This is a genomic window from Terribacillus saccharophilus, assembly GCF_000725365.1.
Taxonomy (GTDB): domain Bacteria; phylum Bacillota; class Bacilli; order Bacillales; family Amphibacillaceae; genus Terribacillus; species Terribacillus saccharophilus.
Genome location: NZ_CP008876.1, coordinates 961120 through 985594, shown reverse-complemented (window position 1 = coordinate 985594; position 24475 = coordinate 961120). Strand labels below are relative to the sequence as shown.

The window sequence follows — 24475 nt, the reverse complement described above, 5'->3', positions numbered from 1 at the left end:
TTCAGAAGGAGAAATTAAATGATTAATTCTGTCGGTCAAATTATGCTGTATGTAAACGATCAGGATCAGGCGGTCCATTTTTGGACAGAAAAACTGGGATTTCAAGTGCTTTCACAAGAAGACGATGGTCAGGGTATGAGATGGATTGAAATCGCACCTTCAAATGGTGCAGAAACAAGTATCATTCTTCACAACAAAGCATTCATCTCCAAAATGGAGCCTGAACTAAATCTAGCTACTCCCTCTTTGATGTTTTTCACAGGTAATCTCGATAAATTGCACAATGTTTTACTAACTGATCATCTTACAGTCGGAGAAATAGTTACAATGCCTTCTGGAAGAGTATTCAATTTTGCAGATTATGAAGGAAATTACTTTGCAGTCATGGAAAAAAAGATTGATTCCATATCATAAGACTAGATATAACACGAAAGGATCTATTTCGATTAATTGAAACAGATCCTTTTTTCTATGGAGTCGAAAATTAAGTAATGCAGTTATTAAGTTGTAAGGTTTTCGCTGACAACCTGTATTATTCTTACTCTTCCTATCATTCATGGTAAAATGACATCACAACCCTTTCATAAAGCGAGGTTTATCAGATGAAACGAAATGGTAAGATGGAAAGCGCCATTATAGACAGTATCTATTTAGATGAGAGCTTAGAAGTACGCTGGTATAAGCCGGAGTCCTTTTCTCCTTTATATAAGTACCAGCTATGCATCATGCAGGATGGCAACGATTATTTCCAAATGGGGCGTATCGCGACATTAAGCGATCAGCTGCATAGTGACGGGCAGATTCAGAATACGGTTTTCGCAGGCATTCATTATCGGGACCGTTACGACCGGATAGATAAATACTATCCTGATGGAAAGAAACATGAAGCTTTTCTGCAGTTCCTTCTGCATGAAGCACTGCCGGTTCTGGAGGATGATTTACCCACGTTACATATGGGAGCTGCAAGGACATTAATGGGCGATTCTCTGGCTGGTACCCTCTCCCTTGTTGCTGCCCTTCGCTTCCCGCATACATTTGGCGGCGTTGTGATGCAATCTCCATTAGTCGATGACGCTGTCATGCGGGAAGTAAGAGATGCAAAGCAGCTAGATAGTTTGTCCATTTATCATACGATTGGAACAAAAGAAACGAAGGTTCCTACTAGCTTCGGAAAAGAGATGGACTTTGTGGAGCCGAATCGCAGCTTGCAAGAATATTTCCGCACAAAGGCTGTTGATTATACGTATCGGGAACTGGAGGATGCGGAACATACATGGAAATATTGGCAGCGTGATATGAAGCAGGTACTGACTGACGTATTCGGCTGAACCTTCGGACGCATACAGCAGGCACTATCTCTGGTATAATAAGACGCATAAAGCAAACGATACGCATGCTATTCATTCTTATTTGGAGGTATTGAGATGAACTACACTGTAGCAATTTTTCCATCTGAGCAAGTGCAGCAAGAAGCCAATTCGTACCGCAAACGATACGACTCTGCTTACGCACTAATCAAACCGCATATGAAGGTAAGACAGCCATTCCCATTGAATGAAGAAGATGATCTTATCGACGCTGTAAGTGAGCTGAAACGAATCGCACGCGAAACAGCTCCTTTCTCTTATCACATTGAGAAAGTAAGTACGTTTGCACCTGCTCATAATACACTCTATTTCAAGGTGACGCCTTCTGAGGAATTAAAAACACTGCACGAAAAGTTGTATCATGGTTTCTTTGAAGGTGAAAAAGCATATGCTTTTATTCCGCATATCACGATTGCGCAAGACCTTTCGAATGGGGAATATGCTGATTTGCACGGAACGCTCAAGCTAAAGCAATTTCAATATGAAGAACAAGCCACACAGTTTCATTTGCTTCAGGAACAAGAAGACGGGAAATGGATTGTGAAAGAAACTTTTACATTAGGTGAGGAATAAACATGGAAATAACGGTAGCAGAAAACAGTATCCAACAGCAAGATGCTTTTCAGGTAAGAACATTAGTCTTCGTTGAAGAACAAAAAGTACCGGCAGATCTTGAAATCGATGAACTGGAAAATGAGAGTATTCACTTCGTTGGATACGAGGATGGAACTCCGGGAGCGGCTGCAAGAATGCGTTTGGTCGATGAGTATTCCAAGATGGAACGCATTTGCATCCTGAAAGAATTCCGAGGCAAACATTACGGAAATGACCTAATGTGGGTCATGGAGGAAGAAGCAAAAAAACGCGGTATGCAGAAAGCGAAATTGAACGCGCAGACTCAGGCAATCCCTTTCTACGAACGATTAGGTTATACAGTCGTTTCAGATGAATTCATGGATGCTGGTATTCCGCATAAAACAATGACAAAACAGCTGTGAGACTTCCTTTTGGAGGTCTCTTTTTTTGTATAGTCACGTTTCCTTTGGGCAAGCTTTCTCTTAGAAGGGGTGTGTTGCACGTGGGAGAATATGGACATATCATCGTAGAAGTAATATTCGGCTTTTTTGGCCTGTTTATATTGACGAAGGTGCTCGGAAAAACCCAAATGAATCAAATTACCGCATTTGACTTCATCGCTGCAATTGCAGTTGGTGAATTGTTTGGTAATGCTATTTTCGATACAGAAGCTGGTATTCCTCATATTGCTGTTGCAATCATCACTTGGGGCTTACTAATGGTGATTATTGAGAAAACCACCCAGCGCTTCAAAGGCACCCGTGGTTTTTTGGAGGGAAAACCAACTGTAATCATTTCCAAAGGCGAGCTCCGGTATGAGGATATGAAAGCCAATAAAATGGATTTTAATCAGCTTATGCACCAGTTGAGGACCAATAGCATTTTCTCACTAGCTGAAGTCGATTATGCCATAATTGAAGCAGATGGCAGTTTAAGCGTTTTAAAGAAAAGCGCCTACCAAAATCCTACACGAAATGATCTCGATTTGAAAGAACAGCCTAACCCGCTCCCTGTTTCCTTCATATTGGATGGTGAAATAATTAAGGATAACATCATTAATAGCGGTCAGACATTGGAATGGTTGCAGCAGGAATTAAAAAAGCAAGGCTTTGGCAGTGTTTCCGAAGTAGCATATGCGGAATGGACACCCACTGATGGACTATTTACCAGAGCATATAATTAACAGACCGTGTTAATATAACGCCCTTTACCGGTTAACAAGCTATAAGTCTGCCCGTCAAATTGTGTCTCTTTGATTGTTTGATTACGCTTTTGACGAGGCATGGCAGCTTGGTAGTCAAGTCGATCCTGAACGCGCTGTTCAAACGTATCCTTCGTTTTATGGGACATAACAGGATTCGTTCTTTCAATTACATAACGATCGCTTTTAGGGCTGTTGATCCTATTTTGATAATCCATATATTGATAAGATGAAACTGGCACTGTCCAACTCATGCAATCTCCTCCTCTTTATAACTTATTCTTCTTTTTCCCTCTTCACTCCTTGTCTAACCATATAAAAAAAGCAGCCTAGGCTGCTTTTATCAGAACCAGAAATTCCGGCGTCTTTTGTCATCATCGTCTTCTTTCTTTTTATCATCATGATCATCATCTTTCTTCCGGCGGAAACCGAAAATCGGATCAAAATCAAAGTTACGATCATGCTTTTTATCATCATGATCGTGTTTATCATCATGTTTTTTATCATCATGTTTATCATCATGATCGTGTTTATCATCATCTTTTTTCCGGCGGGAACCAAAGAACAGATCATAGTCTTGTTTATGATCATGCTTTTTATCATGATCGTGTTTTTTATCGTCATGATCGTGCTTATCTTTGTGTATATCGTCTGCATCCAACACTACTTTGTCTGCTTTGATGATGAGATTTTTCACATGGATGATCTTTTTTTCCTCTGACATGTCTTTCACTCCTTTTTCCTTGGACTCAAGTCTTGATAGTTTATGTAACCCATTAGGATAAGGTGTGCTATCTACGCCTAATCCTGTGTTTTTTCTTCACAAACAAATACCTACCAACTTCTTGCATTATGCGGTTAAGTGCCCACACATAACAGATGCCCCCTCATATCTTATTAAAGACGAAACGTCATTACTTTATCATTTCGAGAGGGGTAAAATCATGAGTAACGCAAGGCGTGAAAGTTCATCAATCGTTGTGGATATCGTCAGAGAAATCGCTAATGCACAAAGAGATATTTCCAGCGAATGCTGTGCAACAAGTGCGGAACAATCCATTAATGATCTTCTTGGTAACTTCGGAGGATCTGCTGGTTTCGATACAGTACCAATCTGCCTTTATAACGACCTTGGAGGTATCTTCCGCGGGTACGGTGTAGCTCCTGGAGCAACTCCAGGAACACTTGGCCCGGTAGCTGCAAGCTACTACTTCCGTGTGAAAGCAGTATACGATGATGACGCTGCTGTATTGGAACTGCTTCGCAGCCCAGCTGATATCACACTCATTCCTGATGGTATAGATGATCAGATTGTTACTGGTCTGGCAGCAACTGGTCTTTGCTTCACTGTTGATCTGACTAAATTCGCACACATCACTACTTTGCCAGCTATATCTGCATTCCTTACTGGCACAACTGGCACAACAGTTTAATCCAGTTCTCAAAACAAGAAAAAGTTCAATCTTGATTTCAAGATTGAACTTTTTTTTTAGAAACCAAGTAATTTTATGTCTTGAATGTCTTCAAGCTTTACTTCCCGTTTAAACGGACGCCGGATAGATTTAAATTGAATTGAATCTCCTTCCATATCTGAAATGATACCAATCAAACTGCCTTCTGTTGTAACAAGTTCACATTTCATACGGGGAATCTGAGAAGGGATATTCAAAATATAATCAATCTTTTCTGCCGTCGATAAATCTTTGAAATTCACTTTTCTATTGGACGGAGCTACCTTTTCGGTTGCCTGTGCTTTCTCTTCTTTCGGCGAAACAGCTTCTTGTTTTACCTCTTCTGTTACAACTTCTTTCTTTTTTCCTTTTGTCGTACGATAAGCCTGCTGCATTTCTGCCTTTGGCAGATCAAGCTTCGGCTGGGCAATGAACAGCAATGGCTGCTGGTGCCTTACCTTTTCTTTGGACACTCTGCGTCCTCCTCTGCATTAGGATTCCTACCCATTATATGCAGTTATAAAATGAGGGTGCCCAATTTCCCCAAAAGAAAGAAGACTGTCTTCAGACAGTCTTCTTTAGCTTTACATTAACCTGTCAGCAGTCCCATAAAAGCTGTTGCCAGCCCAAAATAAATCAAAATAGAAATAATATCATTGATTGTCGTAATGAACGGCCCTGAAGCGATAGCCGGGTCAATGTTTAGCTTATGCATAAGAAGCGGGATGATCGCTCCAGCAAGTGTTGCAATGATCAGCGTTGCAAAAATGGATAATCCGACGAGTAAGCCTAGGAAGAAATCTTTCTGCCAGATAGTCACAACTAAAGTGATGACGATACCACAGCTAAGTCCTGTGATAATACCTGTCAACCCTTCCCTCATTACCATCCGTGTCTTTCCGCGCTTGGCAACATCTCCTGTCGCCATACCTCGGACCGCAACCGCTAGTGCCTGGGTGCCAGTATTCCCCCCCATCCCGCCGATAAGCGGAATAAAGCTCGCAAGTATGGCAACTTGGCTCAGTGTATTTTCAAAACGGCTGATCATGCTGGCCGTAATCATACCGAGAAAAAGAAGAACAACGAGCCATGGCAAGCGTTTTCTAGCAGACACGAAGGCACTGTCCTCTCCTCTTTCTGTATCACTGACACCGGCTAAACGGCTGTAATCCTCATCTGCTTCTTCTTCCATAACATCCAAGATATCATCGACTGTGATGATACCGAGTATATGGTTCTGAAAATCGACAACCGGCAGTGCCAGGAAGTCATAATCTCGCATCATTTGGGCAACATGCTCCTGATCGCCACCGACATCGACACTGACAATCCTGTCGCTCATCACTTCGGATATGAGCCAGTCTTTCTCCGCTATAATGAGATTACGCAAAGAAATAACTCCGACTAGCTTCTTGTCTTGGTCAACGACGTACGTATAATAGATAGTTTCCGCATCTGGCGCTTCCGCTCTAAGATGCAGCATCGCTTCTCGTACCGTATCTGTAGCGCTGACACTGACAAATTCAGTCGTCATGATACTTCCGGCCGTTTTATCTTCATAATGGAGAAGATGCTTGATTTCATCTGCTGAATCCTTTTCCATAATTGCGATGAAACTAGCAACTTTGTTTTTATCCATTTCCTTTAATATATCCACTGCATCATCAGCAGACATCTCAGCTAGTACCTGCGCTGCATAACGAGAGTACATCTCCGTGAAATACAGATCAGCATTCTCCCAGTTAACGTTTTCCATGATTTCTGCTGTTTCATCTGGTGAAAGATAAGAATAAATCTGCTTTCGGATTTCTTCTGGCTGCTCCTCAAAAACTGCCGCCTGATCATACGGGTGGAGTTCTAGGTATTCAGCACGAAATTGGTCAATTTGCTGGTTAACTAGTGCTTCCCTGATTTTATTTTGGTATAGTAAGATTTCTTGGTTTTCCAAATGATCCATACGTCTTCCTCCTCGCTTGCAAGAACACTCAATAGTAAGTAATAACTTGCTCTTTGTCAATGCAATAACGGCTGTTCTGTGAAAGGTTTAAGAAACTTTAATAGAGTTCACTTAATTTATCCGTCATTTTGTTGTAAACTGTAACAAGATTATATTCCACTCATTTGCAAAATCTAATCGCTTTTATAGCAGCTAGAGATGCGGAAGGAACGAAAGAAAGGTTTTGTGTATGAACTCTAACAAATTCCGGTTAGATCTAACAATTATATTAGTCTTGATATTGCTTTGTATTGTCTCTTCATTCACGTTATTCGAGCTGCAGCCGACATTATCTGGTCTGGCAGCCCAAACACAATATATGCCGCGCCAGATTATGTGGTACGTACTTGGTGCTGTTGTCATAGCTGTTATGATGCTGCTCGATTATGACCGGCTTCGCCAGCTTGTATGGATTTTCTATGGAATTGGAATAGTTATGCTCTTGATGCTGTTCTTCAAATTTCCAGCGGCCATCATCAATGAAGCAAATGGTGCGACAAGCTGGTTCATCTTACCAGGTATCGGTTCGATGCAGCCTGCTGAATTTGTAAAGGTGTTTGTTGTTATCGCATTGGCGCATGTCATTATGTCACACAATGAGAAAAATACTGTCCGCACGAATAAAACAGATTTACTCCTGCTTGTGAAGCTGTTTGCTGTTGCACTTCCACCTATGCTTTTGGTTGCGTCACAGCCAGACCTTGGCGGTTTCTTAGTATTGAGTGCAATCCTCGGTGCAACCATTCTAGTCTCTGGAATAAGCTGGCGGCTATTATTGACTATTCTTGGGATTGTACTTGGTATCGGTATATTTGTTGCTATTCTGTCGTTTATCTTTCCGAATCAAGTTGGTGGTTTCTTACAAGAAACGATTTTCAAACACGTTGAGAGTCGTTTCCTTGGATGGCTTTATCCGGAAAAATATCCGGATTCCAGTTACCAGTACAGATTGGGCTTGATGGCGATTGGATCAGGAATTCTTCTTGGAAAAGGTGCATCCAATTTCCAGGTTTCCATTCCAGAACGACATACGGATTATATCTTTTCTGCCATCGCTGAACAATTTGGGTTCATCGGATCAGCAATTGTCCTCTTCCTATTCTTCATTCTCATCTATCGGATGATTCAAGTAGGACTGGAGAGCAATGAACCATTTGGCAGTTATTTATCAGCTGGGTTCATCGGGATGTTTACTTATCAAATATTCCAAAACATCGGGATGTCGGTAGGACTTGTACCTATTACCGGACTTCCGCTGCCATTCCTCAGCTATGGAGGAAGTTCCACGCTCGCCTATATGATTGCGATTGGTATCGTGCTCAATATTCATTCGCGAACGCGTACGTTCATGTTCGAAACGCAGAAATAAGCCGCATTAAAAAAGGGAAAGCTTTTATAAGCTTTCCCTTTTTGTATATAGGAGTGATTCAAATGAAAATAGATTTTATTGGAGATGTGCATGGCTGCTTGCCAGAGCTTCTGGAGCTTTTCAGCAAATTAGGATATGACATAAGTAACAGATTGCCCATTCACCCAGAAAACCGCCGTCCATTTTTCATTGGTGATTTAACAGACCGCGGCCCTGATTCATTAGGTGTGATTGAGCTCGTCTATCGCCTTGTTGAAGAAGAGCTCGGATTTTACGTACCAGGCAATCATTGCGATAAGCTTTACCGTTATTTACTCGGCAACAATGTCCAAGTGAAGCATGGATTGGAAACGACGGTAGCAGAATTGCAAAACTGTGAGCCAAACAAGCGCAGGAAGCTGTCCAATATGTTTATGCAGCTATATAAAAAAGCCCCGCTATACAAACAAATCCCTGAACTCGGGGCCGTTGCAGCACACGCAGGTATCAAAGAATCTCTTATCGGTAAAGAAGGGAAAAAAGTAAAAAGCTTTGTTCTTTATGGGGATACGACTGGTGAAATGGACGAACTGGGCCGCCCAGTCAGGTTGGACTGGGCTAAGCATTATCATGGGAAAGACTGGATTATCTATGGTCATACGCCAGTTCTAGAGGCCCGCGTTATGCATCATACAATCAATATCGATACTGGCTGTGTGTTCGGCAACAAGCTTACCGCCTGCCGTTTTCCAGAACAGTCCTTGCACAGCGTCCCTTCCCAGCAGCCATTCGTTGAAGAGAAATTCCGTTCATTCGATTAAAAAGTCAGCCGGAATCGATGAATGAAAGTTCAAAACGCGCTTCGTAAACGGATGAACGAAGCGTAGCTGCTGTGAATGCAGGGCCTGCCGGTCGATGACATCCGTACTTCCGCCATATAGTGTATCACCAGCCAGTGGATGACCAAGTGATGCCATATGCACACGGATTTGATGAGTCCTTCCGGTCGCAAGCTTAATTTCAACTAATGTATGAGCAGCAAAGCTAGTCTGCTGGCGGAAGTGAGTGACTGCATCTTGTCCATCAGATCGAACTTCCCGTTCAATAATAGAGCCTTCCTTCCTGCCGATTGGTTTATTGATAGTACCTGATGATTCTGTCATACGACCTTCCACTAGCGCGACATAAGATCGCTGGATTTTTCCTTGCTTTTGGTCGGCAGCCAGAAGTGTATGTGCATAGCGATGTTTGGCAACAAGCATCAGCCCCGATGTATCACGATCCAGTCTTGTCAGAATATGTACAGTATATGTAAGACCTTGATTCCGGTAATGCCAAAGCAAACCATTCGCAATAGTACCCGACGGCTGGTTCATCGATGGAATTACCGCCACCCCAGGCTGTTTATCAAGAACAAGTACATGCTCGTCTTCAAAAACAATGGGCAGCTCAAGCGGCTCTGCATCCATATAAGCTCCGGCTTCCTCTTGTGGAAGCTCTACTTCTAAGCAATCACCATTTTTACCGATATGCCAAAGAGGCGCCGGCTGCTGATTGAGTGTTACCAGCTGCGGCTCCTCCTTGAATGTCTTAAATAATCTTCTAGAAACTCCTTGCTGTTTAAGGAAATCCTTAAGAACGATTTCCTCCTGCAAGGTCCAGCTTAATTTCATAGCTTTTACCTCTTATCTGCAATGAATGAGTCGTGCACTCGTTTCCAGAACGGGAACGGACGGAAGCGTGCAAACCGAACGCGCTGCTTCGCGACTGAGCAGGTAATTGACTCGATATCTGAATGATTTTCTGTCATATGATCAATGGCAATCAGGAAACTTTTATCCAAGGTTGGTCTTAGTGTACACGGATGATGGCTTGGCAAAATAAGCGGAGAACCTATCGTCCGGAAGACACGATTATTAATGGAAGCAAGCTCCGTTACTTGAATGGATGCCAAAGAAGGATGAATGATAGCTCCATTCAGTGCCTTGTTATAAGCCGTACTTCCCGAGGGCGTGGAGATGACAAGGCCATCTCCTCTAAATGTTTCAAAATGCTCTCCCTTTATCGAAACATCAAGTACAACTGAACCATCCGGTGTTTTGACGGAGCATTCATTCAGTGCCAGATGCTCGTCCACCCTGCCATCTTTATGGGTAATGGATATATCGAGCAAAGGATACTCCACGATATGGTACGGTTTATTGGCAATCTGCAGCAGCAGTTTCTCCAATTCCTCAGGAACCCAATCTGCGTAGAATCCTAGATGTCCGGTATGGATGCCGATAAATGCTGTACTGTCCAAACGATGGACATATGTATGGAAATTCTCTAGGAAAGTCCCGTCTCCCCCGACAGATATCGCGAGAGCCGGCTCCTTATCATCATACTCGAAATTGAAATGCGCCAGATGTTCGACAATTGTTTCCTTGATCGCATTCGACTTCTCATCTCCCCGTGAAAGAACCGTATATTTCATCCCAGCTTACACCCCTATTTATGCTTTTTGATTTGCTGCTGATCATGATAAATCCGCTGTGCTTCCTGCACTTCATCCCGAATTTTGGACATCTCCTCGTCCAGTCGGAATGCAGCTTCTGCGGCCGTTTTCAATCTTGTTTTTAATTCTGCCGGTATTTGGCTATCGTATTTATAATTGAGCGAATGCTCATTTGTAGCCCAAAAATTCATGGCAAGTGTTCGGATCTGGATCTCGGCCAGTACTTTCTTTTCACCGTGAATCGTCTCGACTGGGTATTCAATGATCATATGATATGACCTATAGCCGCTCTCTTTCGTTTCAACGATATAGTCAATTTCATTTACGATAGTAAAGTCATTTCGTGCTTTTAGCATGCCCACAACCGTATAGATATCATCGACGAACTGTGTCACGATTCTCAGCCCGGCAATATCCTGGATTTCTTGATGCAAAAGGTCGACAGTGACCTGCTTGTTAGCTGCTTTTTGTAGGATACTGCGTACTGGCTTTACCCGACCAGTGATAAATTCAATCGGAGAATGGCGTGATTCATTTTCAAATTGCGATCGCATCCCCTTTAATTTCACTTTCAGTTCTTCTACTACCTGTACATATGGTGCTAAAAATACTTCCCAGTTCATACTTTCATAGCCCCTTTTCTTCCCAGCAGCGTCTAGTTGTTCCAGATGCATTATATCTGCTTTCAGTGTATCATAAAAGCAGCTTGGCATAACAATGGAATACAACAGATGGACGCACAGGGGGTATTAGCATGCCGCAAGAGATAGAAATCGAATTTAAGAATCTGCTGACAAAAGCAGAATTCAACAAATTATATATAGCGTTTAATATGGAAAGTGTGCCTGAAATACAGCAGGTTAACCACTATTTTGAAACAAAGGATTTTCAGCTGAAGCAGCATGGTGCTGCACTGCGAATCAGAGAAAAGAACGGACAATATCAATCTACGCTAAAACAGCCGCAAGGTGAGGGGCTCCTGGAAACGCATGACTATCTGACAGAGCAGGAAGCAAAATCCTGGCTGCAAGGTTCTATTACGCTTGGTCCTGAAATCAGCAAGCAGCTGCAGGAATTGGGTATTTCAGCTGCTGCTTTGACTTATGGCGGATCTTTGGAAACTATCCGCCGGGAGCAGCCATATAATGATACAATCATCGTCCTCGATAAAAGTAAATACAGTGATGTAACTGATTATGAATTGGAACTCGAAGCCCAGAGCTATGCACATGGAGAGCGTGTTTTCAGCACCATCCTCACCGAAAATGACATAGCGAAACGAAAAACACCGAACAAGATTCAGCGCTTCTATGATAGCCTCCGAAACAGATAAGTTGCCCAACTTAGCAGGTGGCTGATAAAATAAATTTACAGTCAACCCCGCTTGGGCAGATGTTATGTTGATTGCTCTTTGCATAAGAAAGGAAGAATCAATGAATCAAGCTGAAACATTGTACGATGGCATAGGCGGACAAGCCATATTAAAGCAGCTGGTAGATGCATTCTACCGACGCGTGGCAGAGAATCCAGATTTAAAGCCGATTTTTCCGGATGATTTGACGGAGACCCGCCGCAAACAACAGCAGTTCCTGACACAATTTCTCGGAGGTCCGCCGCTCTACACAGAAGAGCATGGCCACCCGAAGCTGAGATACCGGCACCTCCCTTTCGAAATTACACCTACACGCAAGGATGCATGGCTTTCCTGCATGGCAGCTGCCCTAACGGAAACTGACATAGAGGAACCTTATAAAAGCATAATATATGAACGACTTGCGTTAACCGCACATCATATGATGAATACACCAGACGAAGAGAAAGGAGAATCGATATGAGCTGGGAATCTTCTAATTCAATACAGCAAAGGCCTGAGGATGACTGTGGCGGATTTTGCGGGTTGTTTCCTTCCTCGAAGAAACCCGTGGAGATTTACGTTTTTATCGATCCGCTTTGCGAAGATTGCTGGTCACTCGAGCCTTTTCTCAAGAAACTTACGATGGAATATGGTCAATATTTCACTTTACGCCCGATACTGACAGGAGATTATCAGCCGCTCGTTCGTGAGCGAAGCGAGTGCAGCTACCCAAAAACGGTTCTGCAGCCAGATAATATCTTGTTGAACAATGCTGTGTCCTTCCCATGGCGCACGTCGCTTGCAATAAAAGCAGCGGAACTGCAAGGAAGAAAAGCTGGTACCCGTTTCCTCCGGACTATTCAGGAAGCACTGTTTTTGAATAAGCAAGATATCACTGCAGATGAGATCCTGATTGAATGCGCTAAAATAGCTAAACTCGATTTGGAAGAATTTCATGAAGATATGTATTCTGCTTCAGCGAAAAAAGCATTTCAATGCGATGTGAAGCTTTCGAAGGAACTGGAAATTGACGAATCCCCTTCCATTGTCTTCTTCAATGAATCCGAAGAAGACTCCGGCATCAAGATTTCCGGTATATATAGCTACGACGTCTATGTCAATGTCCTGCACCAGATGCTGCAGAGAGATCCTCAGCCAGCGGCAAAACCGCCTGTGGAAGAATTCCTTTCCAGCTATAAATTTGTTGGCAGCAGGGAGATTTCATTGATTTATGATTGGACGAATGCGCAGACAGAAAAGGAAATGAAAAAGCTACAGCTTAAACAGATGGTAGAACGCATTCCAATCAAGCACGATACTTTCTGGAAATATAATATTACTTCGAAAGCTGAATAACTTTTTGCAGCACTTATCCCAGACAGCCGTACTTTTGTGCGGCTGTTTTTCATTGTCTGGAATCGGGAATCTAGGAAAGATGTACAGAGGAGGTCAAAACATATGAAACAGCATTATTTCTATTCAAACGGCTTGCAGTTAGCTTATTGGGACAATGGTGTAGAGTCAGAATATGTCCTTGTACTAATGCATGGCTTATTTGCACGAGCGACTCTTTATAAACCATTTATGGAAAGAATAAAAGGCTGGCGAATTATCGCTCCTGATCTGAGGGGACACGGCAGAAGCAGTCATGCAACAGAACTGACAGGGTATGACCGAAAATCATACCTTCAGGATTTGGAGTCTTTACTCGATGAGATTGGCGAGACGAAACATATCATCCTGCTCGGTCATTCTTTATCAGGTGTGACTGCTTATCAATTTGCAGCCAAGTATCCAAACCGAATAAGTGGACTGATTGTAGAAGACATGGGTCATAAGGTTTCCGGTGAACTAACATATGCTTTGCAGTTCCAGCAGCCTGCAGATACTCTTGCTGCTCTGTCTCACAGTATTGAACAAGTACAGAATGAAAACCACTTCCTATATTACGCAGAGAGTGCATATGAAGCAAAAGACGGCTGGAGGCTATGCTTCGACTCTCAAGGTATTAAAGCATCTCAGGATTACCTGAATGGCGATTATACGGATACCTATCAAAAAGTCACATGTCCGACATTGCTTATGCGCGGTGCTCACTCCCCCATCTTGTCGGAAGAAGTATGGGAAGAGATGAAACTGCTAAGACCGGAAGCAGAAGCCGAACAATTTGATAAATGCGGCCATAGTATTCATTTTGAGGATTTGGACAGCTTCACAAGTTCTGTTCACCAGTTCTTAAAAAAATGGAAAGCATAACAAAAAGGCCTGCCTTTCGGCAGACCTTTTTGCATGTATAACTTCTACTGAGGGGATGGGAGAACAATAATCCAAACAAAGGGGACTTGTTTGTGATGTTTCTCACAAATATAATGTACCATAATATATTATTAGATAGCAACTATTATGTGCACAATTTCACAAAAAAGTCACAAGCTCTCTTAGTCTAGTCTTTTCCATATCTGCATAAAGTGATGATAGTTGGAGGTGGTATGGTGAAAGGAATCGGAATTCTGTTGATTGCCTGGGTCATTTTCGCTTTATGTTTCAATATTCTCGGTATGCTACATTTCATTTCCTTGGCGATTACATTACCTTTGCTATTTTTATCGTTACTAGCCGCATGCTTTTTCTTTACCAGAAAAAGAACTTTCAAAGGCATGAAAAAACCGACGCGTTAGCGTCGGTTTTCTTTTTACTTCTGTAATAGTTTTTCCATTTCGTCCAGTTTTGCCTCGAATACATCGAGTGCAGATAGGATAGTCTGTTTATCCGTCATATCTACTCCAGCTGACTTCAACACCTCAATTGGATAGTCACTGCTTCCAGCCTTGAGGAATCCTACATATTTATCGACAGCAGGCTGTCCTTCATCAAGGATTTTAGCAGAAAGTGCAGTTGCAGCTGCGTAGCCTGTAGCGTATTGATATACATAGTAATTGTAGTAGAAATGTGGAATGCGTGCCCATTCCAAACCGATTTCTTCATCGATTGTCAAACCTTCACCAAAGTATTTCTTGTTTAAATCATAATACATGGACGTGAGATTCTCGGCAGTAAGCACTTCCCCGTCCTGCTGATGCTTATGAATCATATGCTCAAACTCAGCAAACATCGTCTGACGGAAAACAGTGCCGCGGAATCCTTCCAGGAAGTGATTCAGCAAATACAGCTTCTCTTGCTCATCATCCACGTTATTAATCATATATTCATTCAGCAAAGCTTCATTACAAGTAGATGCAACTTCTGCAACAAAGATGGAATAATTACCATATCGGTACGGCTGATTTTTGCGTGTATAATAGCTATGCACGGAATGGCCGAACTCGTGTGCCAATGTGAACAAATTATTAACGTTATCCTGCCAGTTCATCAGGATATAAGGATTTGTTCCATACGCACCCGATGAGTATGCACCACTGCGTTTGCCTTTGTTCTCTTCTACATCAACCCAGCGATTCTCGAAGCCTTCCTTCAGGATAGACTGATATTCCTCTCCTAATGGCTCCAGACCCTTAAGAACATAATCCTTCGCTTCGTCATACGACACATTCATGTCGACATCTTTTACTAGCGGTGTGTAAAGATCATACATATGCAAGTCATCAATACCAAGCACCTTCTTGCGGAGTGCCACATAACGATGAAGCAATGGCAGACGCTCATTAACCGCTTCTACGAGGTTATCATAAACCTGTTCAGGAATTTTATTATTATCCAGTGCAGACTGACGAGCTGACTCATAATTCCTTACTTTTGCATAGAAGTTATTCTTCTTCACTGTACCTGAAAGTGTAGAGGCAAAAGTGTTGCGGAATTGACCGAATGTGTCATACATGGACTTGAATGCATCTCGGCGCACACGTTGATCCTTCGATTCCAGAAACGTGACATATCGACCGTGCGTAACGTCTACCTCTTCCCCTTCTTCATTCTTAATGCTTGGGAAAGTCAAATCCGCGTTATTAAGCATACCGAAAGTAGCAGAACCATTATCAGTCACCTCAGAAGCTTGAGCAAGTAATGTCTCTTCCTTCTCAGACAGCACATGCGCACGCTGACGGCTGATTTCGTTCAAAGTATGCTCGTACACTTTAAGCTCGTCATTCTCTTTCAGAAACGATTGGATGCGGCTCTCGTCGATTGCGAGTAATTCAGGAACAATATAACTCATCTTGCTTGAAATCTGCGTAATCAGTAGCTCCGCTTTTGATTGCAATGCCTGATAATGCCCGTTCGTCGTATCTTGGTCATAACGCATGTGAGCGTATGTATAAAGCTTGCCGATACGTTCAGATAGCTCATCCTGCAGCTTGAACATCTTATACAAAGTGTCTGCGGATTCTTCGAGCTTGCCTTGGAATGCAGAGATCTTATCTCCATCCTCTGCCAATGCTTTGCGCTCTTGCTCCCATAAATCATCTGTCGCGAATATATTCTCTAGGTTCCAAGTGTTTTCTACTGGTACCTCGCTTCTTTTTGGTAAAGATTTAGCTGATTTTGACACGAACATCCTCCTCCAATGCTGCTTACCTTTTCTGTTCCAACTAACTATTTCGTAAATTAGCAGGGAAAATCCTTCAACTATAAGCATTTTCTCTCTTATATTATATATAAAAGCGATAGAATCATGCGAAGAATATCCCTCAGAATAGAGATAATCCCTTTTTCTTTACGAAGGTGTCGGAATCAATTTGATCGAACCAGCCGTGCTGGCATAGACGCTGCATGTATGACTGCACGGGATGCTTATTGGAAGATATGGCAAACGGCTTTGTGGCTACTTCCCATTTTCTGCAGATATACATAAGCCGTTTGAGAGATATGCTTTCCGTGACAGATAGGTGATTCAATACTTCAAGCCACATATCAGTTTGCCAAATATAAGGTGGTACAGACATTTGATATTGGGTTTCAACAGGCTGCAAAATGGAGAGCGGTATATCTTGCAGCAGCAATCCGTTATCATACAAGCGCATTACCCATCGCTTCATAGCAACTGGAGCATATGTCAGAGGCTTTGCTATCGCTCTAGCTTGGATACTATGCCAAGCTTGATTAATCTCTAGAAGGTTTTTCGGAAGGGGCTGGAATATTTGTGGAAAACATAAACTTTGGAGAGGACGGAAAAAGAATTGACCAACAGTCTGTTTTTTACCCGTAAGGAGAATATGCTGGACGTTACACAAAGTTTCAGTATCCGAACAATAATATAATAGCTGTAAAGGCATGTTTTGCTTGTGCTGCATTAGGAATCGCTGTTCTCGTTTCGGCAAGTCAAACATATAAGTAGAAGTACGTTTTAAACGATTTCCCCCTAAAATCCATATAGGAACAATTCCATTTCGCTCATATGCTTCATTTCGTCGCATCAGCTCTTCATCCGATATAGATGCACATTGATATTCAATAGCTAGCTCTCTTCCGTTAGAGGTATGCAGCAGCAAATCTGGACGTCTAGCCGAATCTTTGACGCGTTCCTCCAATCTGACTGCATAGCCCTGCTTTTTCAACCAATGAAACAGCTGCAGCTTACCTCGCATATGGTATAAACTTTCCCCTGTTTTATTTAGCTCGCAGTCATGTATTTGTTCATGTGCAAAATGAGGAATAATCTTCTTGCCAGCACGAATGATGACTGACTTTCTACAGGCTGGACAGAAAAAACGCTGCTTTCTGAAATTATGGATTTGCTCTTTTTGATGTGAAGCAAGCAGGATGAGTCTGCCGTCCTCTAACTGGGCCTGCAACATATCTATCACCTCCATGAGGTAAGTATATATCAGGAAATTATCAGCACTGAAAAACTGATCAAAAAAGTCGTTTTAAGCACAAAAAAATAGACATTCTGTAATGAATGTCTATTTACGAGGGAAGTATTGCTTCACGTTGGTAAGTGCGTCTTCAGCGAATATCACCTTGCCGTATTCTTCCAATCGATATATCGTTATCTGGGAATCATAGCCGAATTCAAGTATCTGACTTAGAACATCTTCCTGATCGTCATCTCCAAGAATGGTGTCATCGAATTCTACATACAGCATATATTTGTCTTTGTAATGGAATAATCTGTTTTCGATGCCATACGTTTCTTCGAAGTAGTGGCTAAGCTGGATTACATCCTCGAAGTCACGGAATTGAATAACGAAGGACAATTCCTCTTCATCCTCTTCTTCACTATCTTGCTGATGTGAGCCGAATTTTTCCTCAAGGACAGAATCGACTTTCTCCTCTACAGAGGATTGAATTGTTTTATCATCGACATTCAGCTCTAGGCTTTCTCCATCTTTAGAAAGCTGAGCCTTTGTAACGACAATTTCCAATCCCTTATCCATGGCCTGCACTTGAATCCACAGCGGACCATCGACACTGAAGTCCTCTTTGTAATTGACTTCATCCATCATCTGCCAGAACAATTGCTCACTTCGTTCACGGTTATACCAAATATCTTCTTTATCGAAGCCGCGATCTTCAATATCTATATAAGATATAAAAAATTTGATTGTATTTTCATTTATTCTTTCTATTTCCATGGTTTTCTCTCCCTCCAGTAAAGTGGCAGGTGAAAAACGCCCTCTTGCCTTTACACTTCCCGTATTCCCTTACCCTCAATCTAACTTTTTCTGTGTGTATTTCTATTTTATGATAAATCCTCCCGTAAGGAAAACAGAAAGGCTTAAGATTGCCGAAAAAAGGCGAATGACCTTAGAAGGATTCTGTCCATTGTAGCGCATTTCAGATAATTTGTCATCCGAGGCAGCTGGAAAGAAAAAAGACGCAGATCCGAATGGATCCACGTCCTTTTTTGTATAAGGTCAGTTGACCATACGCTGTGCTTCACGCAACTGGAAAGTACGCACAGTTCTTGGCAAGAAGCGGCGAATTTCATCCTCATTGTAGCCTACCTGCAAGCGTTTCTCATCAAGGATGATCGGACGTCGCAATAGACCTGGGTTTTCTTGAATCAAGCTATATAACTTCTTCAATGGTAATTGATCTAAGTTCATATTTAGGCTTTGGAAAACCTTTGAGCGTGTAGAGATGATCTCATCTGTACCATCTTCTGTCATACGCAGGATTTCCTTGATTTCATCAAGTGATAATGTCTCGGAGAAGATGTTCCTCTCTGTGAATGGAATATCGTGCTCTTCTAACCAAGCTTTAGCTTTGCGGCAAGATGTACAACTTGGTGAGGTATAAAGTGTTACCATTAAACTTCACTCCTCAATACAGAATATGTTTCTATTTCTTTGCCATGGAAAGATTTTATTTAAAATAATTTTAATTTAATCTCTCTATGTACAAGTATACTACAGTGGTCAAGTTATTAAAAGGCTTCCTGGAAGATACCACAGTTTTTACACAAATATACGTATGCAACGTTGTTATGGTTCCTATATACCCTGCCTATACGGTTTGAAACCCATCTTAATAAATTATTTCTGATTTTCTTTCAACGTATTAAAAATGCTATCCTTCTCCGTATCCTTAGAAAATGTCAGCACTTCATTCGATGCTTGATAAGACTCACCATACAGTTGTTTATCCTTGTATGTATGAATCTGCTCGTACATATCCTTCATTGCGTCAAATATTTCCTCCTCTGTCTCTCCATTTGGAGCCCAGTATAGGATTTCCATCGGATTTTCCTCTGCAGTGGCAAGGGAACGGCGGTTGTAACCAATTGTCTGGGCATGCTGGAAACCTTGTTTTTCGTAGAAGCGAAGACGTTTTTGGGAATCAGAATCCTCATACTGCAGTGGCTCCACTTCCAGCAGAATCGGCTTCCCATGTTTCTTCAGCTTATCAATTAACTTGCCACCGATACCTTGACCGCGTGTCTTAGCAGCGACATATACATAATCGATAAATAGAAAATGGTCGAATTCTGCGTACATCAGGACATGCTCTTCGCTCTCATCCTTGAAATATACATCTGCCTTCTCTTTCAACAGTAATTCCATATGCTCCTTCGACTTCATCTCTTCTATCGGAAAATACTTGCTTAGTTTCTCATACCAATTCATAAGGCAGCTCCTTCAGCGAAAGTTTAACTTAGTTATACCCGTGAACACCCTCCATAAACAAAACAGCCTCCCAAAAGAGAGGCTGTTTTAGATTATGGTGTAAAATCGACACCTTCTGTATAGTTGTTAGCTGCATTCCAAATGAGAAATTCATCGATTCCATTCTCATTTAGCGCGCGAATTTGATCTTCTACTTCTTGCTTGCCATACTGTTTAGAAGATACCCATGGTGCTTCGAAATCCTGAATCCAAGGTCTCGATACCGGTTTATTCTCAAGCTTACCTAACACGTCATTCTCCACTTTCGCATACTCAGCCGTCAGCTCATACGGGTGATCATTCGGAACATCCAATCCAAAATACGATGTCCAGTGGCTTGGGTAGATCATCGAGGAAATAACATCAACATTGGATGATATTTTGGAGAAGTTCTGACCAATCCCTGGTGCTTCCTCCAACGTAGCAGCGTAGCCGAATATATCAACTGATGTTTGTACATCATAGTTGGATAATTCCTCTTTTGCATATGCTACGAAATCAGTTACCGCATTCACACGTTTCTGTACATTGTCCGTATTTTCATCGGTATAATCACCATGATCATACTGCAGTTCATCGTCCTTCGTCTCAAACCCTTCCGGGAAACGAACGTAATCAAACTGTATCTCCTGGAAACCCATCATAGCGGCTTCCTTTGCCAGCTCCACATTATACTCCCAAACTTCATGCTGAAACGGGCTGACGAAGGCCTCTCCGCGCCCATTCTTCCATACGCTGCCGTCCGCATTACGGAAGGAAAGCTCAGGCTTCTTCTCGGCTAATAACGTATCTTTGAATACAACGATACGGGCAATCGGATAAATCTTATGCTTTTCTAATTCCTCCAGCATCTTTTGCGGGTCGTCTATGTAGTTTTGTGCTATATCATAATAAGGAGACTTTTCATCAGGAGTGTATGTAATGTTACCATGATCGTCTTTGATATCAATGACCATTGCATTGAGGTCTGTCTCATCCACCAGCTTTACTAAGCTGTCGAATTTCGCTCCCCCTGCACTAGGTCCGGTCACGTAAATACCTCTGACAGCATCGGGATAATCAAATGTTAAATCTGATGAATATGTAAATCGTTTCATCACTTGCGGTACTTCATATGTTTCGACAGTTGAGGAGCGAGCAGTAAGCTGTTTTCCTTCCAATTGTTCCCCTTCATTAGCTGCAAAGGCAGCCGTTGGCATCAACGCAGTAACAGCAAGTGCAGCAGTCATCATCGACTTCTTGAATTTTCCCATTCTATCAATCTCCTATTTGGTAGTTAGTTTCATTATAAGGGAGATATTTGGCAGATGAAACCGTTTTTCCCAAGTCTCTGACGAAATCACCAAGTTTATGTCGGATTATACCCCCTCTTCCTACTTAACCTATTTTTTCATATCGCAAACCTAAATTAACATACAAAAAAACCGCAGCAATGGCTGCGGTTTTGCACATTAGTTTGTAACAGTGTTTTGTTTTTCTTTTTTGTATTCCTCAAATTCCTTCGAGGTGCACAATACCCAATGTCTTGGGCTGATTTCACGGAATTCAGGCTCTTCGCTCGTATCATGCTGGCTTGGATCATATACGATACGTTTACGATTGCGCTCGTAGATTGGATCCGGCAGCGGAATAGCGGAAAGAAGGGAGCGTGTATACGGATGCACTGGATTTTTATAAAGCTCCTCTGCATCTGCAAGCTCAACTAGCTTACCGAAGTACATAACACCAATTCGGTCACTGATGTATTTAACCATGGAAAGATCATGGGCGATGAATAGGTAAGTAAGTCCTTTTTCCTTTTGAAGCTGCTTCATCAAGTTAACGACCTGTGCCTGGATTGATACATCAAGCGCTGAAATCGGCTCATCGGCAATGATGAATTCTGGGTCTACTGCCAAAGCACGAGCGATACCGAGACGCTGACGCTGACCGCCACTGAATTCATGCGGATAGCGGTTGGCATGCTCTTTGTTCAAGCCAACTGTTTCCAGTAATTCATATACTTTTGCTTTTCTTTCTTCTGCATTTTTCGCCAAGCCATGAATATCAATACCTTCTGCAATGATATCCATAACAGTCATACGCGGGTTCAAAGAAGAATACGGATCCTGGAAGATCATCTGCATCTGACGGTTGAATTTCTTCAACTCAGTTTTGTTTTTCTTGCCTTGGACGTTTTCTCCTTTGAAAAGCACTTCACCATCTGTGGAGTTGTACAGACGGATGATAGAGCGGCCAGTTGTGGATTTACCACAACCTGACTCTCCTACAAGTCCGAATGTCTCTCCTTTATAAATATCAAACGTCAATCCATCTACTGCTTTGACGACGTTATTTCTTCCAAGTTTGAAATGCTGCTTCAGATTCTTGATCTCAAGTAATTTTTCCTGACTCATTATCGCGTCGCCCCCTCAGAATGATCCATTGACTCGATCCGCTTTTTAACTGACTCAGGCGGCTCGACCTTTGGTGCATTTTCATGCAATAGCCACGTTGCTGCATAATGCGTATCGGACACTTTGAACATTGGCGGCTGCTCAACAAAGTCAATTTCAAGCGCAAATTTGTTACGCGCTGCAAAGGCATCCCCTTGTGGAGGTGCAATCAAATCAGGAGGTGTACCTGGAATCGCGAACAGTTCCTCTTCGTCACTTTCTAGTGTCGGCATGGAACCGAGCAGACCCCATGTGTACGGGTGCTTCGGATTGTAGAACACTTCATCAGTTGTTCCAATCTCAACAATTTTACCAGCATACATTACTGCTACTCGATCTGCCACATTAGCAACAACACCAAGATCATGAGTAATGAAGATGATAGATGTTTCTACTTTCTTTTGAATGTCTTTCATCAACTCTAGAATCTGAGCTTGAATAGTTACATCCAATGCAGTTGTAGGTTCATCTGCAATCAAAATACGAGGATTACATGCAAGTGCCATAGCGATTACAACACGCTGACGCATACCACCGGAAAATTGGTGCGGGTATTGCTTCATACGTGATTCCGGATTTGGAATTTGCACCAAATTCATCAATTCAATTGCTTTTTTCTTTGCTTCTTCCTTGCCAAGTTTTTGGTGCTTAAGCAAGCCTTCCATGATCTGTGTACCGACTTTCATCGTCGGGTTCAGAGATGTCATTGGATCCTGGAAGATCATCGCCATCTCTTTGCCTCGGATAGCTTGCATATTCTTATCTTTCATTTTCGTAATATCTTTATCGTCGAACAAAATAGATCCTTCTTTAACAAAGCCGTGCGGTTGAGGAAGTAAACCCATTAGCGCTTTTGTCGTTACAGATTTACCTGAACCTGACTCACCTACGATTGCTAGAGTCTCCCCTTTTTTCAGATCAAAGGAAACGCCCCTTACTGCTTGTACTTCACCACTGTGGGTCTTAAATGAAACTTTGAGGTTATTCACCTCAAGGATATTATCTTTTTTCAAGGTAGTCGCCTCCTTTAATTATTTTCTCATCTTAGGATCGAATGCGTCACGTAGTCCGTCACCAAGAATATTGAACACGATCATAAGGACTGAAATTATTACTGCTGGGAACACAAGCAACGTTGGTGTCGTTAACAATGTTTTGAATCCATCATTAATCAATGTACCTAGTGATGCCGCTGGTGATGGCAGACCTAGTCCAATGAAGCTTAAGAACGCTTCGAAGAAGATAGCTGATGGGATCGAGAACATTGTATTAACAATAATCAGACCCATAACGTTTGGCACTAAGTGTCTTGCAATAATTTTCCGGTTAGGCGCACCTAATGTACGAGCTGCGAGAACAAACTCATGTCCTTTAAGTTTCAGCACCTCACCACGTACAATCCTGGCCATACTTGTCCAGCCTGTTATCGTAAGTGCTATGATAATCGCCCAAATACCTGGATCAAGAATCAGAATCATTAGAATTACGACTACCAAGTTCGGTATACCAATAATTACTTCTAAGAAACGCATCATGTAGTTGTCTACACGGCCGCCATAATAAGCAGCGATACCACCGTATGCAACACCAATTACTAAGTCAATCAATGCTGCAGCTACTGCAATTAGAAGTGAAACTCGTGTACCATCCCAAACTCGCGTCCATACATCACGGCCTAAACGGTCGGTACCGAAATAGAAGTATTCATCTTCTACACCTTTAGCTGCATATTTATCATAAGTAGCTTTTACTTCCGCGGAGTTACGACTGCCGTCTCCCTCGTTGACAGTTTCAAATGTTATAAAATCTTCTTGATTATCAAACTGCATTTTTGCTTTCATTTCAGCAGCTTGAACATTATTTCCATTAAATGTCTTTGTTTGTGTACCATCTAGACCGAGGAAAGATATGTTCTCGAGAACAGGAATTCTTGGACCCATCAAGGAACGGTTCAGATCCTGCTCTTTATACGTATAGTCGCTAGCAACCGGAGCGAAGATACTCATTAAGACTATAATAAGTAATAGAACCAGCGAAATCATGAAAAATACATTTTTCCGCAAGCTTCTTACTGCATCCTGTAGAAGTGTAGTACTTTTACGAGCCATAACATCGCTTTGCTCTTCGGTGCGGTCGGCAGGTCGGAAAAGGTTTTTATCCAGCTCTTTTTTTCTGTTTTCCATCATC

Annotated in this window: 28 protein-coding genes; 12 read left to right on the top strand and 16 right to left on the bottom strand. The window is 42.1% G+C overall.

Annotation, left to right across the window (positions count from 1 at the left end):
* Window positions 1–18 precede the first annotated feature (18 nt).
* The 5 genes from GZ22_RS05070 (at window position 19) to GZ22_RS05050 (ending at window position 3126) form a co-directional block, all read left to right on the top strand.
* A complete protein-coding gene (locus GZ22_RS05070; protein ID WP_038559432.1) occupies window positions 19–414 on the top strand; it encodes a VOC family protein in 396 nt (131 codons plus the stop codon).
* Window positions 415–602: 188 nt separating this feature from the next.
* Window positions 603–1328 carry an alpha/beta hydrolase gene (locus GZ22_RS05065; RefSeq protein ID WP_038559430.1) on the top strand — a complete coding sequence of 242 codons (726 nt, stop codon included), beginning with the start codon at window positions 603–605 and terminating at the stop codon, window positions 1326–1328.
* A 96-nt stretch (window positions 1329–1424) separates the two neighbouring features.
* Window positions 1425–1940 (top strand): 2'-5' RNA ligase family protein, encoded by a 516-nt coding sequence (locus GZ22_RS05060; RefSeq protein ID WP_038559429.1) that lies wholly within the window; start codon window positions 1425–1427, stop codon window positions 1938–1940.
* Between the two features lie 2 nt (window positions 1941–1942).
* Complete coding sequence (locus tag GZ22_RS05055; protein WP_038559427.1) at window positions 1943–2365, top strand: GNAT family N-acetyltransferase; 423 nt, start codon at window positions 1943–1945, stop codon at window positions 2363–2365.
* Window positions 2366–2445: 80 nt separating this feature from the next.
* Window positions 2446–3126, top strand: a complete 681-nt coding sequence (locus GZ22_RS05050; protein WP_038559425.1) for a DUF421 domain-containing protein — start codon at window positions 2446–2448, stop codon at window positions 3124–3126.
* On the opposite strand, the gene GZ22_RS05045 is transcribed toward GZ22_RS05050, so the two are convergent.
* Window positions 3123–3398 (bottom strand): hypothetical protein, encoded by a 276-nt coding sequence (locus tag GZ22_RS05045; protein WP_038559422.1) that lies wholly within the window; start codon window positions 3396–3398, stop codon window positions 3123–3125. The two genes, GZ22_RS05050 and GZ22_RS05045, sit on opposite strands and share 4 nt — an antisense overlap.
* Before the next feature lie 89 nt (window positions 3399–3487).
* Window positions 3488–3868, bottom strand: coding sequence for a hypothetical protein (locus GZ22_RS05040; RefSeq protein ID WP_038559419.1), 381 nt, complete (start codon window positions 3866–3868; stop codon window positions 3488–3490).
* A 220-nt stretch (window positions 3869–4088) separates the two neighbouring features.
* Here GZ22_RS05040 and GZ22_RS05035 point away from each other — a divergent pair, with 220 nt between their 5' ends.
* Window positions 4089–4577, top strand: coding sequence for a CotY/CotZ family spore coat protein (locus tag GZ22_RS05035; protein ID WP_038559416.1), 489 nt, complete (start codon window positions 4089–4091; stop codon window positions 4575–4577).
* Window positions 4578–4633: 56 nt separating this feature from the next.
* Here GZ22_RS05035 and GZ22_RS05030 read toward each other — a convergent pair whose 3' ends face one another.
* Both GZ22_RS05030 and mgtE read right to left on the bottom strand, forming a co-directional pair.
* Complete coding sequence (locus tag GZ22_RS05030; RefSeq protein ID WP_051748049.1) at window positions 4634–5068, bottom strand: CotO family spore coat protein; 435 nt, start codon at window positions 5066–5068, stop codon at window positions 4634–4636.
* Between the two features lie 116 nt (window positions 5069–5184).
* Window positions 5185–6552 carry a magnesium transporter gene (gene mgtE / locus GZ22_RS05025; protein WP_038559414.1) on the bottom strand — a complete coding sequence of 456 codons (1368 nt, stop codon included), beginning with the start codon at window positions 6550–6552 and terminating at the stop codon, window positions 5185–5187.
* A 229-nt stretch (window positions 6553–6781) separates the two neighbouring features.
* Here mgtE and GZ22_RS05020 point away from each other — a divergent pair, with 229 nt between their 5' ends.
* Window positions 6782–7960, top strand: a complete 1179-nt coding sequence (locus GZ22_RS05020; RefSeq protein ID WP_038559410.1) for an FtsW/RodA/SpoVE family cell cycle protein — start codon at window positions 6782–6784, stop codon at window positions 7958–7960.
* 62 nt (window positions 7961–8022) lie between these two features.
* On the top strand, window positions 8023–8760 hold the full coding sequence (prpE, locus tag GZ22_RS05015) for a bis(5'-nucleosyl)-tetraphosphatase PrpE (protein WP_038559407.1): 738 nt from the start codon (window positions 8023–8025) through the stop codon (window positions 8758–8760).
* Here the strand turns inward: prpE and GZ22_RS05010 are convergent.
* Genes GZ22_RS05010 through yjbM form a run of 3 tightly spaced genes read right to left on the bottom strand, consistent with a single transcriptional unit; the run spans window position 8749 to window position 11059 of the window.
* Window positions 8749–9612, bottom strand: a complete 864-nt coding sequence (locus GZ22_RS05010) for an RluA family pseudouridine synthase (RefSeq protein ID WP_038559405.1) — start codon at window positions 9610–9612, stop codon at window positions 8749–8751. The two genes, prpE and GZ22_RS05010, sit on opposite strands and share 12 nt — an antisense overlap.
* Window positions 9613–9617: 5 nt before the next feature.
* Window positions 9618–10415, bottom strand: a complete 798-nt coding sequence (locus GZ22_RS05005) for an NAD kinase (RefSeq protein ID WP_038559402.1) — start codon at window positions 10413–10415, stop codon at window positions 9618–9620.
* Between the two features lie 14 nt (window positions 10416–10429).
* The gene (gene yjbM / locus GZ22_RS05000; RefSeq protein ID WP_038559399.1) at window positions 10430–11059 is read right to left on the bottom strand and encodes a GTP diphosphokinase; all 630 of its coding nucleotides are present in this window, start codon (window positions 11057–11059) and stop codon (window positions 10430–10432) included.
* Between the two features lie 131 nt (window positions 11060–11190).
* Here yjbM and GZ22_RS04995 point away from each other — a divergent pair, with 131 nt between their 5' ends.
* From GZ22_RS04995 to GZ22_RS04980, 4 genes are all read left to right on the top strand, one after another.
* The gene (locus tag GZ22_RS04995) at window positions 11191–11769 is read left to right on the top strand and encodes a CYTH domain-containing protein (RefSeq protein WP_038559395.1); all 579 of its coding nucleotides are present in this window, start codon (window positions 11191–11193) and stop codon (window positions 11767–11769) included.
* Between the two features lie 100 nt (window positions 11770–11869).
* Entirely contained in the window at window positions 11870–12271 is a 402-nt protein-coding gene (locus GZ22_RS04990; protein WP_038559393.1) for a globin domain-containing protein, read from the top strand.
* Window positions 12268–13146, top strand: coding sequence for a ClpXP adapter SpxH family protein (locus GZ22_RS04985; RefSeq protein ID WP_038559391.1), 879 nt, complete (start codon window positions 12268–12270; stop codon window positions 13144–13146). Before GZ22_RS04990 ends, GZ22_RS04985 begins: the two co-directional genes overlap by 4 nt.
* A 102-nt stretch (window positions 13147–13248) precedes the next feature.
* Window positions 13249–14046 carry an alpha/beta fold hydrolase gene (locus GZ22_RS04980; protein ID WP_038559389.1) on the top strand — a complete coding sequence of 266 codons (798 nt, stop codon included), beginning with the start codon at window positions 13249–13251 and terminating at the stop codon, window positions 14044–14046.
* Window positions 14047–14482: 436 nt separating this feature from the next.
* Here GZ22_RS04980 and pepF read toward each other — a convergent pair whose 3' ends face one another.
* The 9 genes from pepF to opp3C all read right to left on the bottom strand — a co-directional run bounded on the left by pepF (window position 14483) and on the right by opp3C (window position 24471).
* Entirely contained in the window at window positions 14483–16294 is a 1812-nt protein-coding gene (gene pepF, locus GZ22_RS04970; protein WP_425427798.1) for an oligoendopeptidase F, read from the bottom strand.
* A 139-nt stretch (window positions 16295–16433) separates the two neighbouring features.
* On the bottom strand, window positions 16434–17540 hold the full coding sequence (locus tag GZ22_RS17980) for a competence protein CoiA (protein ID WP_051748048.1): 1107 nt from the start codon (window positions 17538–17540) through the stop codon (window positions 16434–16436).
* A 108-nt stretch (window positions 17541–17648) separates the two neighbouring features.
* Window positions 17649–18320, bottom strand: coding sequence for an adaptor protein MecA (gene mecA, locus GZ22_RS04960; RefSeq protein ID WP_038559382.1), 672 nt, complete (start codon window positions 18318–18320; stop codon window positions 17649–17651).
* Window positions 18321–18602: 282 nt separating this feature from the next.
* Window positions 18603–18998 (bottom strand): transcriptional regulator SpxA, encoded by a 396-nt coding sequence (spxA, locus tag GZ22_RS04955; protein ID WP_038559379.1) that lies wholly within the window; start codon window positions 18996–18998, stop codon window positions 18603–18605.
* Window positions 18999–19223: 225 nt separating this feature from the next.
* Window positions 19224–19814 (bottom strand): GNAT family N-acetyltransferase, encoded by a 591-nt coding sequence (locus GZ22_RS04950; RefSeq protein WP_038559376.1) that lies wholly within the window; start codon window positions 19812–19814, stop codon window positions 19224–19226.
* Window positions 19815–19906: 92 nt separating this feature from the next.
* On the bottom strand, window positions 19907–21106 hold the full coding sequence (locus GZ22_RS04945) for a putative glycoside hydrolase (RefSeq protein WP_038559374.1): 1200 nt from the start codon (window positions 21104–21106) through the stop codon (window positions 19907–19909).
* 198 nt (window positions 21107–21304) lie between these two features.
* Complete coding sequence (locus GZ22_RS04940) at window positions 21305–22249, bottom strand: ABC transporter ATP-binding protein (RefSeq protein WP_038559371.1); 945 nt, start codon at window positions 22247–22249, stop codon at window positions 21305–21307.
* Window positions 22249–23301, bottom strand: a complete 1053-nt coding sequence (locus GZ22_RS04935; RefSeq protein ID WP_038559368.1) for an ABC transporter ATP-binding protein — start codon at window positions 23299–23301, stop codon at window positions 22249–22251. Before GZ22_RS04935 ends, GZ22_RS04940 begins: the two co-directional genes overlap by 1 nt.
* A gap of 18 nt (window positions 23302–23319) precedes the next feature.
* Window positions 23320–24471: an oligopeptide ABC transporter permease gene (gene opp3C / locus GZ22_RS04930; protein ID WP_038565657.1), complete on the bottom strand. Its 1152-nt coding sequence runs from the start codon at window positions 24469–24471 to the stop codon at window positions 23320–23322.
* Window positions 24472–24475 lie beyond the last annotated feature (4 nt).

Coding starts and splice junctions, on each gene's coding strand:
- GZ22_RS05070 (WP_038559432.1), top strand. CDS start 19: ATGATTAATTCTGTCGGTCAAATTATGCTGTATGTAAACGATCAGGAT.
- GZ22_RS05065 (WP_038559430.1), top strand. CDS start 603: ATGAAACGAAATGGTAAGATGGAAAGCGCCATTATAGACAGTATCTAT.
- GZ22_RS05060 (WP_038559429.1), top strand. CDS start 1,425: ATGAACTACACTGTAGCAATTTTTCCATCTGAGCAAGTGCAGCAAGAA.
- GZ22_RS05055 (WP_038559427.1), top strand. CDS start 1,943: ATGGAAATAACGGTAGCAGAAAACAGTATCCAACAGCAAGATGCTTTT.
- GZ22_RS05045 (WP_038559422.1), bottom strand. CDS start 3,398: ATGAGTTGGACAGTGCCAGTTTCATCTTATCAATATATGGATTATCAA.
- GZ22_RS05040 (WP_038559419.1), bottom strand. CDS start 3,868: ATGTCAGAGGAAAAAAAGATCATCCATGTGAAAAATCTCATCATCAAA.
- GZ22_RS05035 (WP_038559416.1), top strand. CDS start 4,089: ATGAGTAACGCAAGGCGTGAAAGTTCATCAATCGTTGTGGATATCGTC.
- mgtE (WP_038559414.1), bottom strand. CDS start 6,552: ATGGATCATTTGGAAAACCAAGAAATCTTACTATACCAAAATAAAATC.
- GZ22_RS05020 (WP_038559410.1), top strand. CDS start 6,782: ATGAACTCTAACAAATTCCGGTTAGATCTAACAATTATATTAGTCTTG.
- prpE (WP_038559407.1), top strand. CDS start 8,023: ATGAAAATAGATTTTATTGGAGATGTGCATGGCTGCTTGCCAGAGCTT.
- GZ22_RS05010 (WP_038559405.1), bottom strand. CDS start 9,612: ATGAAATTAAGCTGGACCTTGCAGGAGGAAATCGTTCTTAAGGATTTC.
- GZ22_RS05005 (WP_038559402.1), bottom strand. CDS start 10,415: ATGAAATATACGGTTCTTTCACGGGGAGATGAGAAGTCGAATGCGATC.
- yjbM (WP_038559399.1), bottom strand. CDS start 11,059: ATGAACTGGGAAGTATTTTTAGCACCATATGTACAGGTAGTAGAAGAA.
- GZ22_RS04995 (WP_038559395.1), top strand. CDS start 11,191: ATGCCGCAAGAGATAGAAATCGAATTTAAGAATCTGCTGACAAAAGCA.
- GZ22_RS04990 (WP_038559393.1), top strand. CDS start 11,870: ATGAATCAAGCTGAAACATTGTACGATGGCATAGGCGGACAAGCCATA.
- GZ22_RS04985 (WP_038559391.1), top strand. CDS start 12,268: ATGAGCTGGGAATCTTCTAATTCAATACAGCAAAGGCCTGAGGATGAC.
- GZ22_RS04980 (WP_038559389.1), top strand. CDS start 13,249: ATGAAACAGCATTATTTCTATTCAAACGGCTTGCAGTTAGCTTATTGG.
- GZ22_RS17980 (WP_051748048.1), bottom strand. CDS start 17,540: ATGTTGCAGGCCCAGTTAGAGGACGGCAGACTCATCCTGCTTGCTTCA.
- mecA (WP_038559382.1), bottom strand. CDS start 18,320: ATGGAAATAGAAAGAATAAATGAAAATACAATCAAATTTTTTATATCT.
- spxA (WP_038559379.1), bottom strand. CDS start 18,998: ATGGTAACACTTTATACCTCACCAAGTTGTACATCTTGCCGCAAAGCT.
- GZ22_RS04950 (WP_038559376.1), bottom strand. CDS start 19,814: ATGAATTGGTATGAGAAACTAAGCAAGTATTTTCCGATAGAAGAGATG.
- GZ22_RS04945 (WP_038559374.1), bottom strand. CDS start 21,106: ATGGGAAAATTCAAGAAGTCGATGATGACTGCTGCACTTGCTGTTACT.
- GZ22_RS04940 (WP_038559371.1), bottom strand. CDS start 22,249: ATGAGTCAGGAAAAATTACTTGAGATCAAGAATCTGAAGCAGCATTTC.
- opp3C (WP_038565657.1), bottom strand. CDS start 24,471: ATGGAAAACAGAAAAAAAGAGCTGGATAAAAACCTTTTCCGACCTGCC.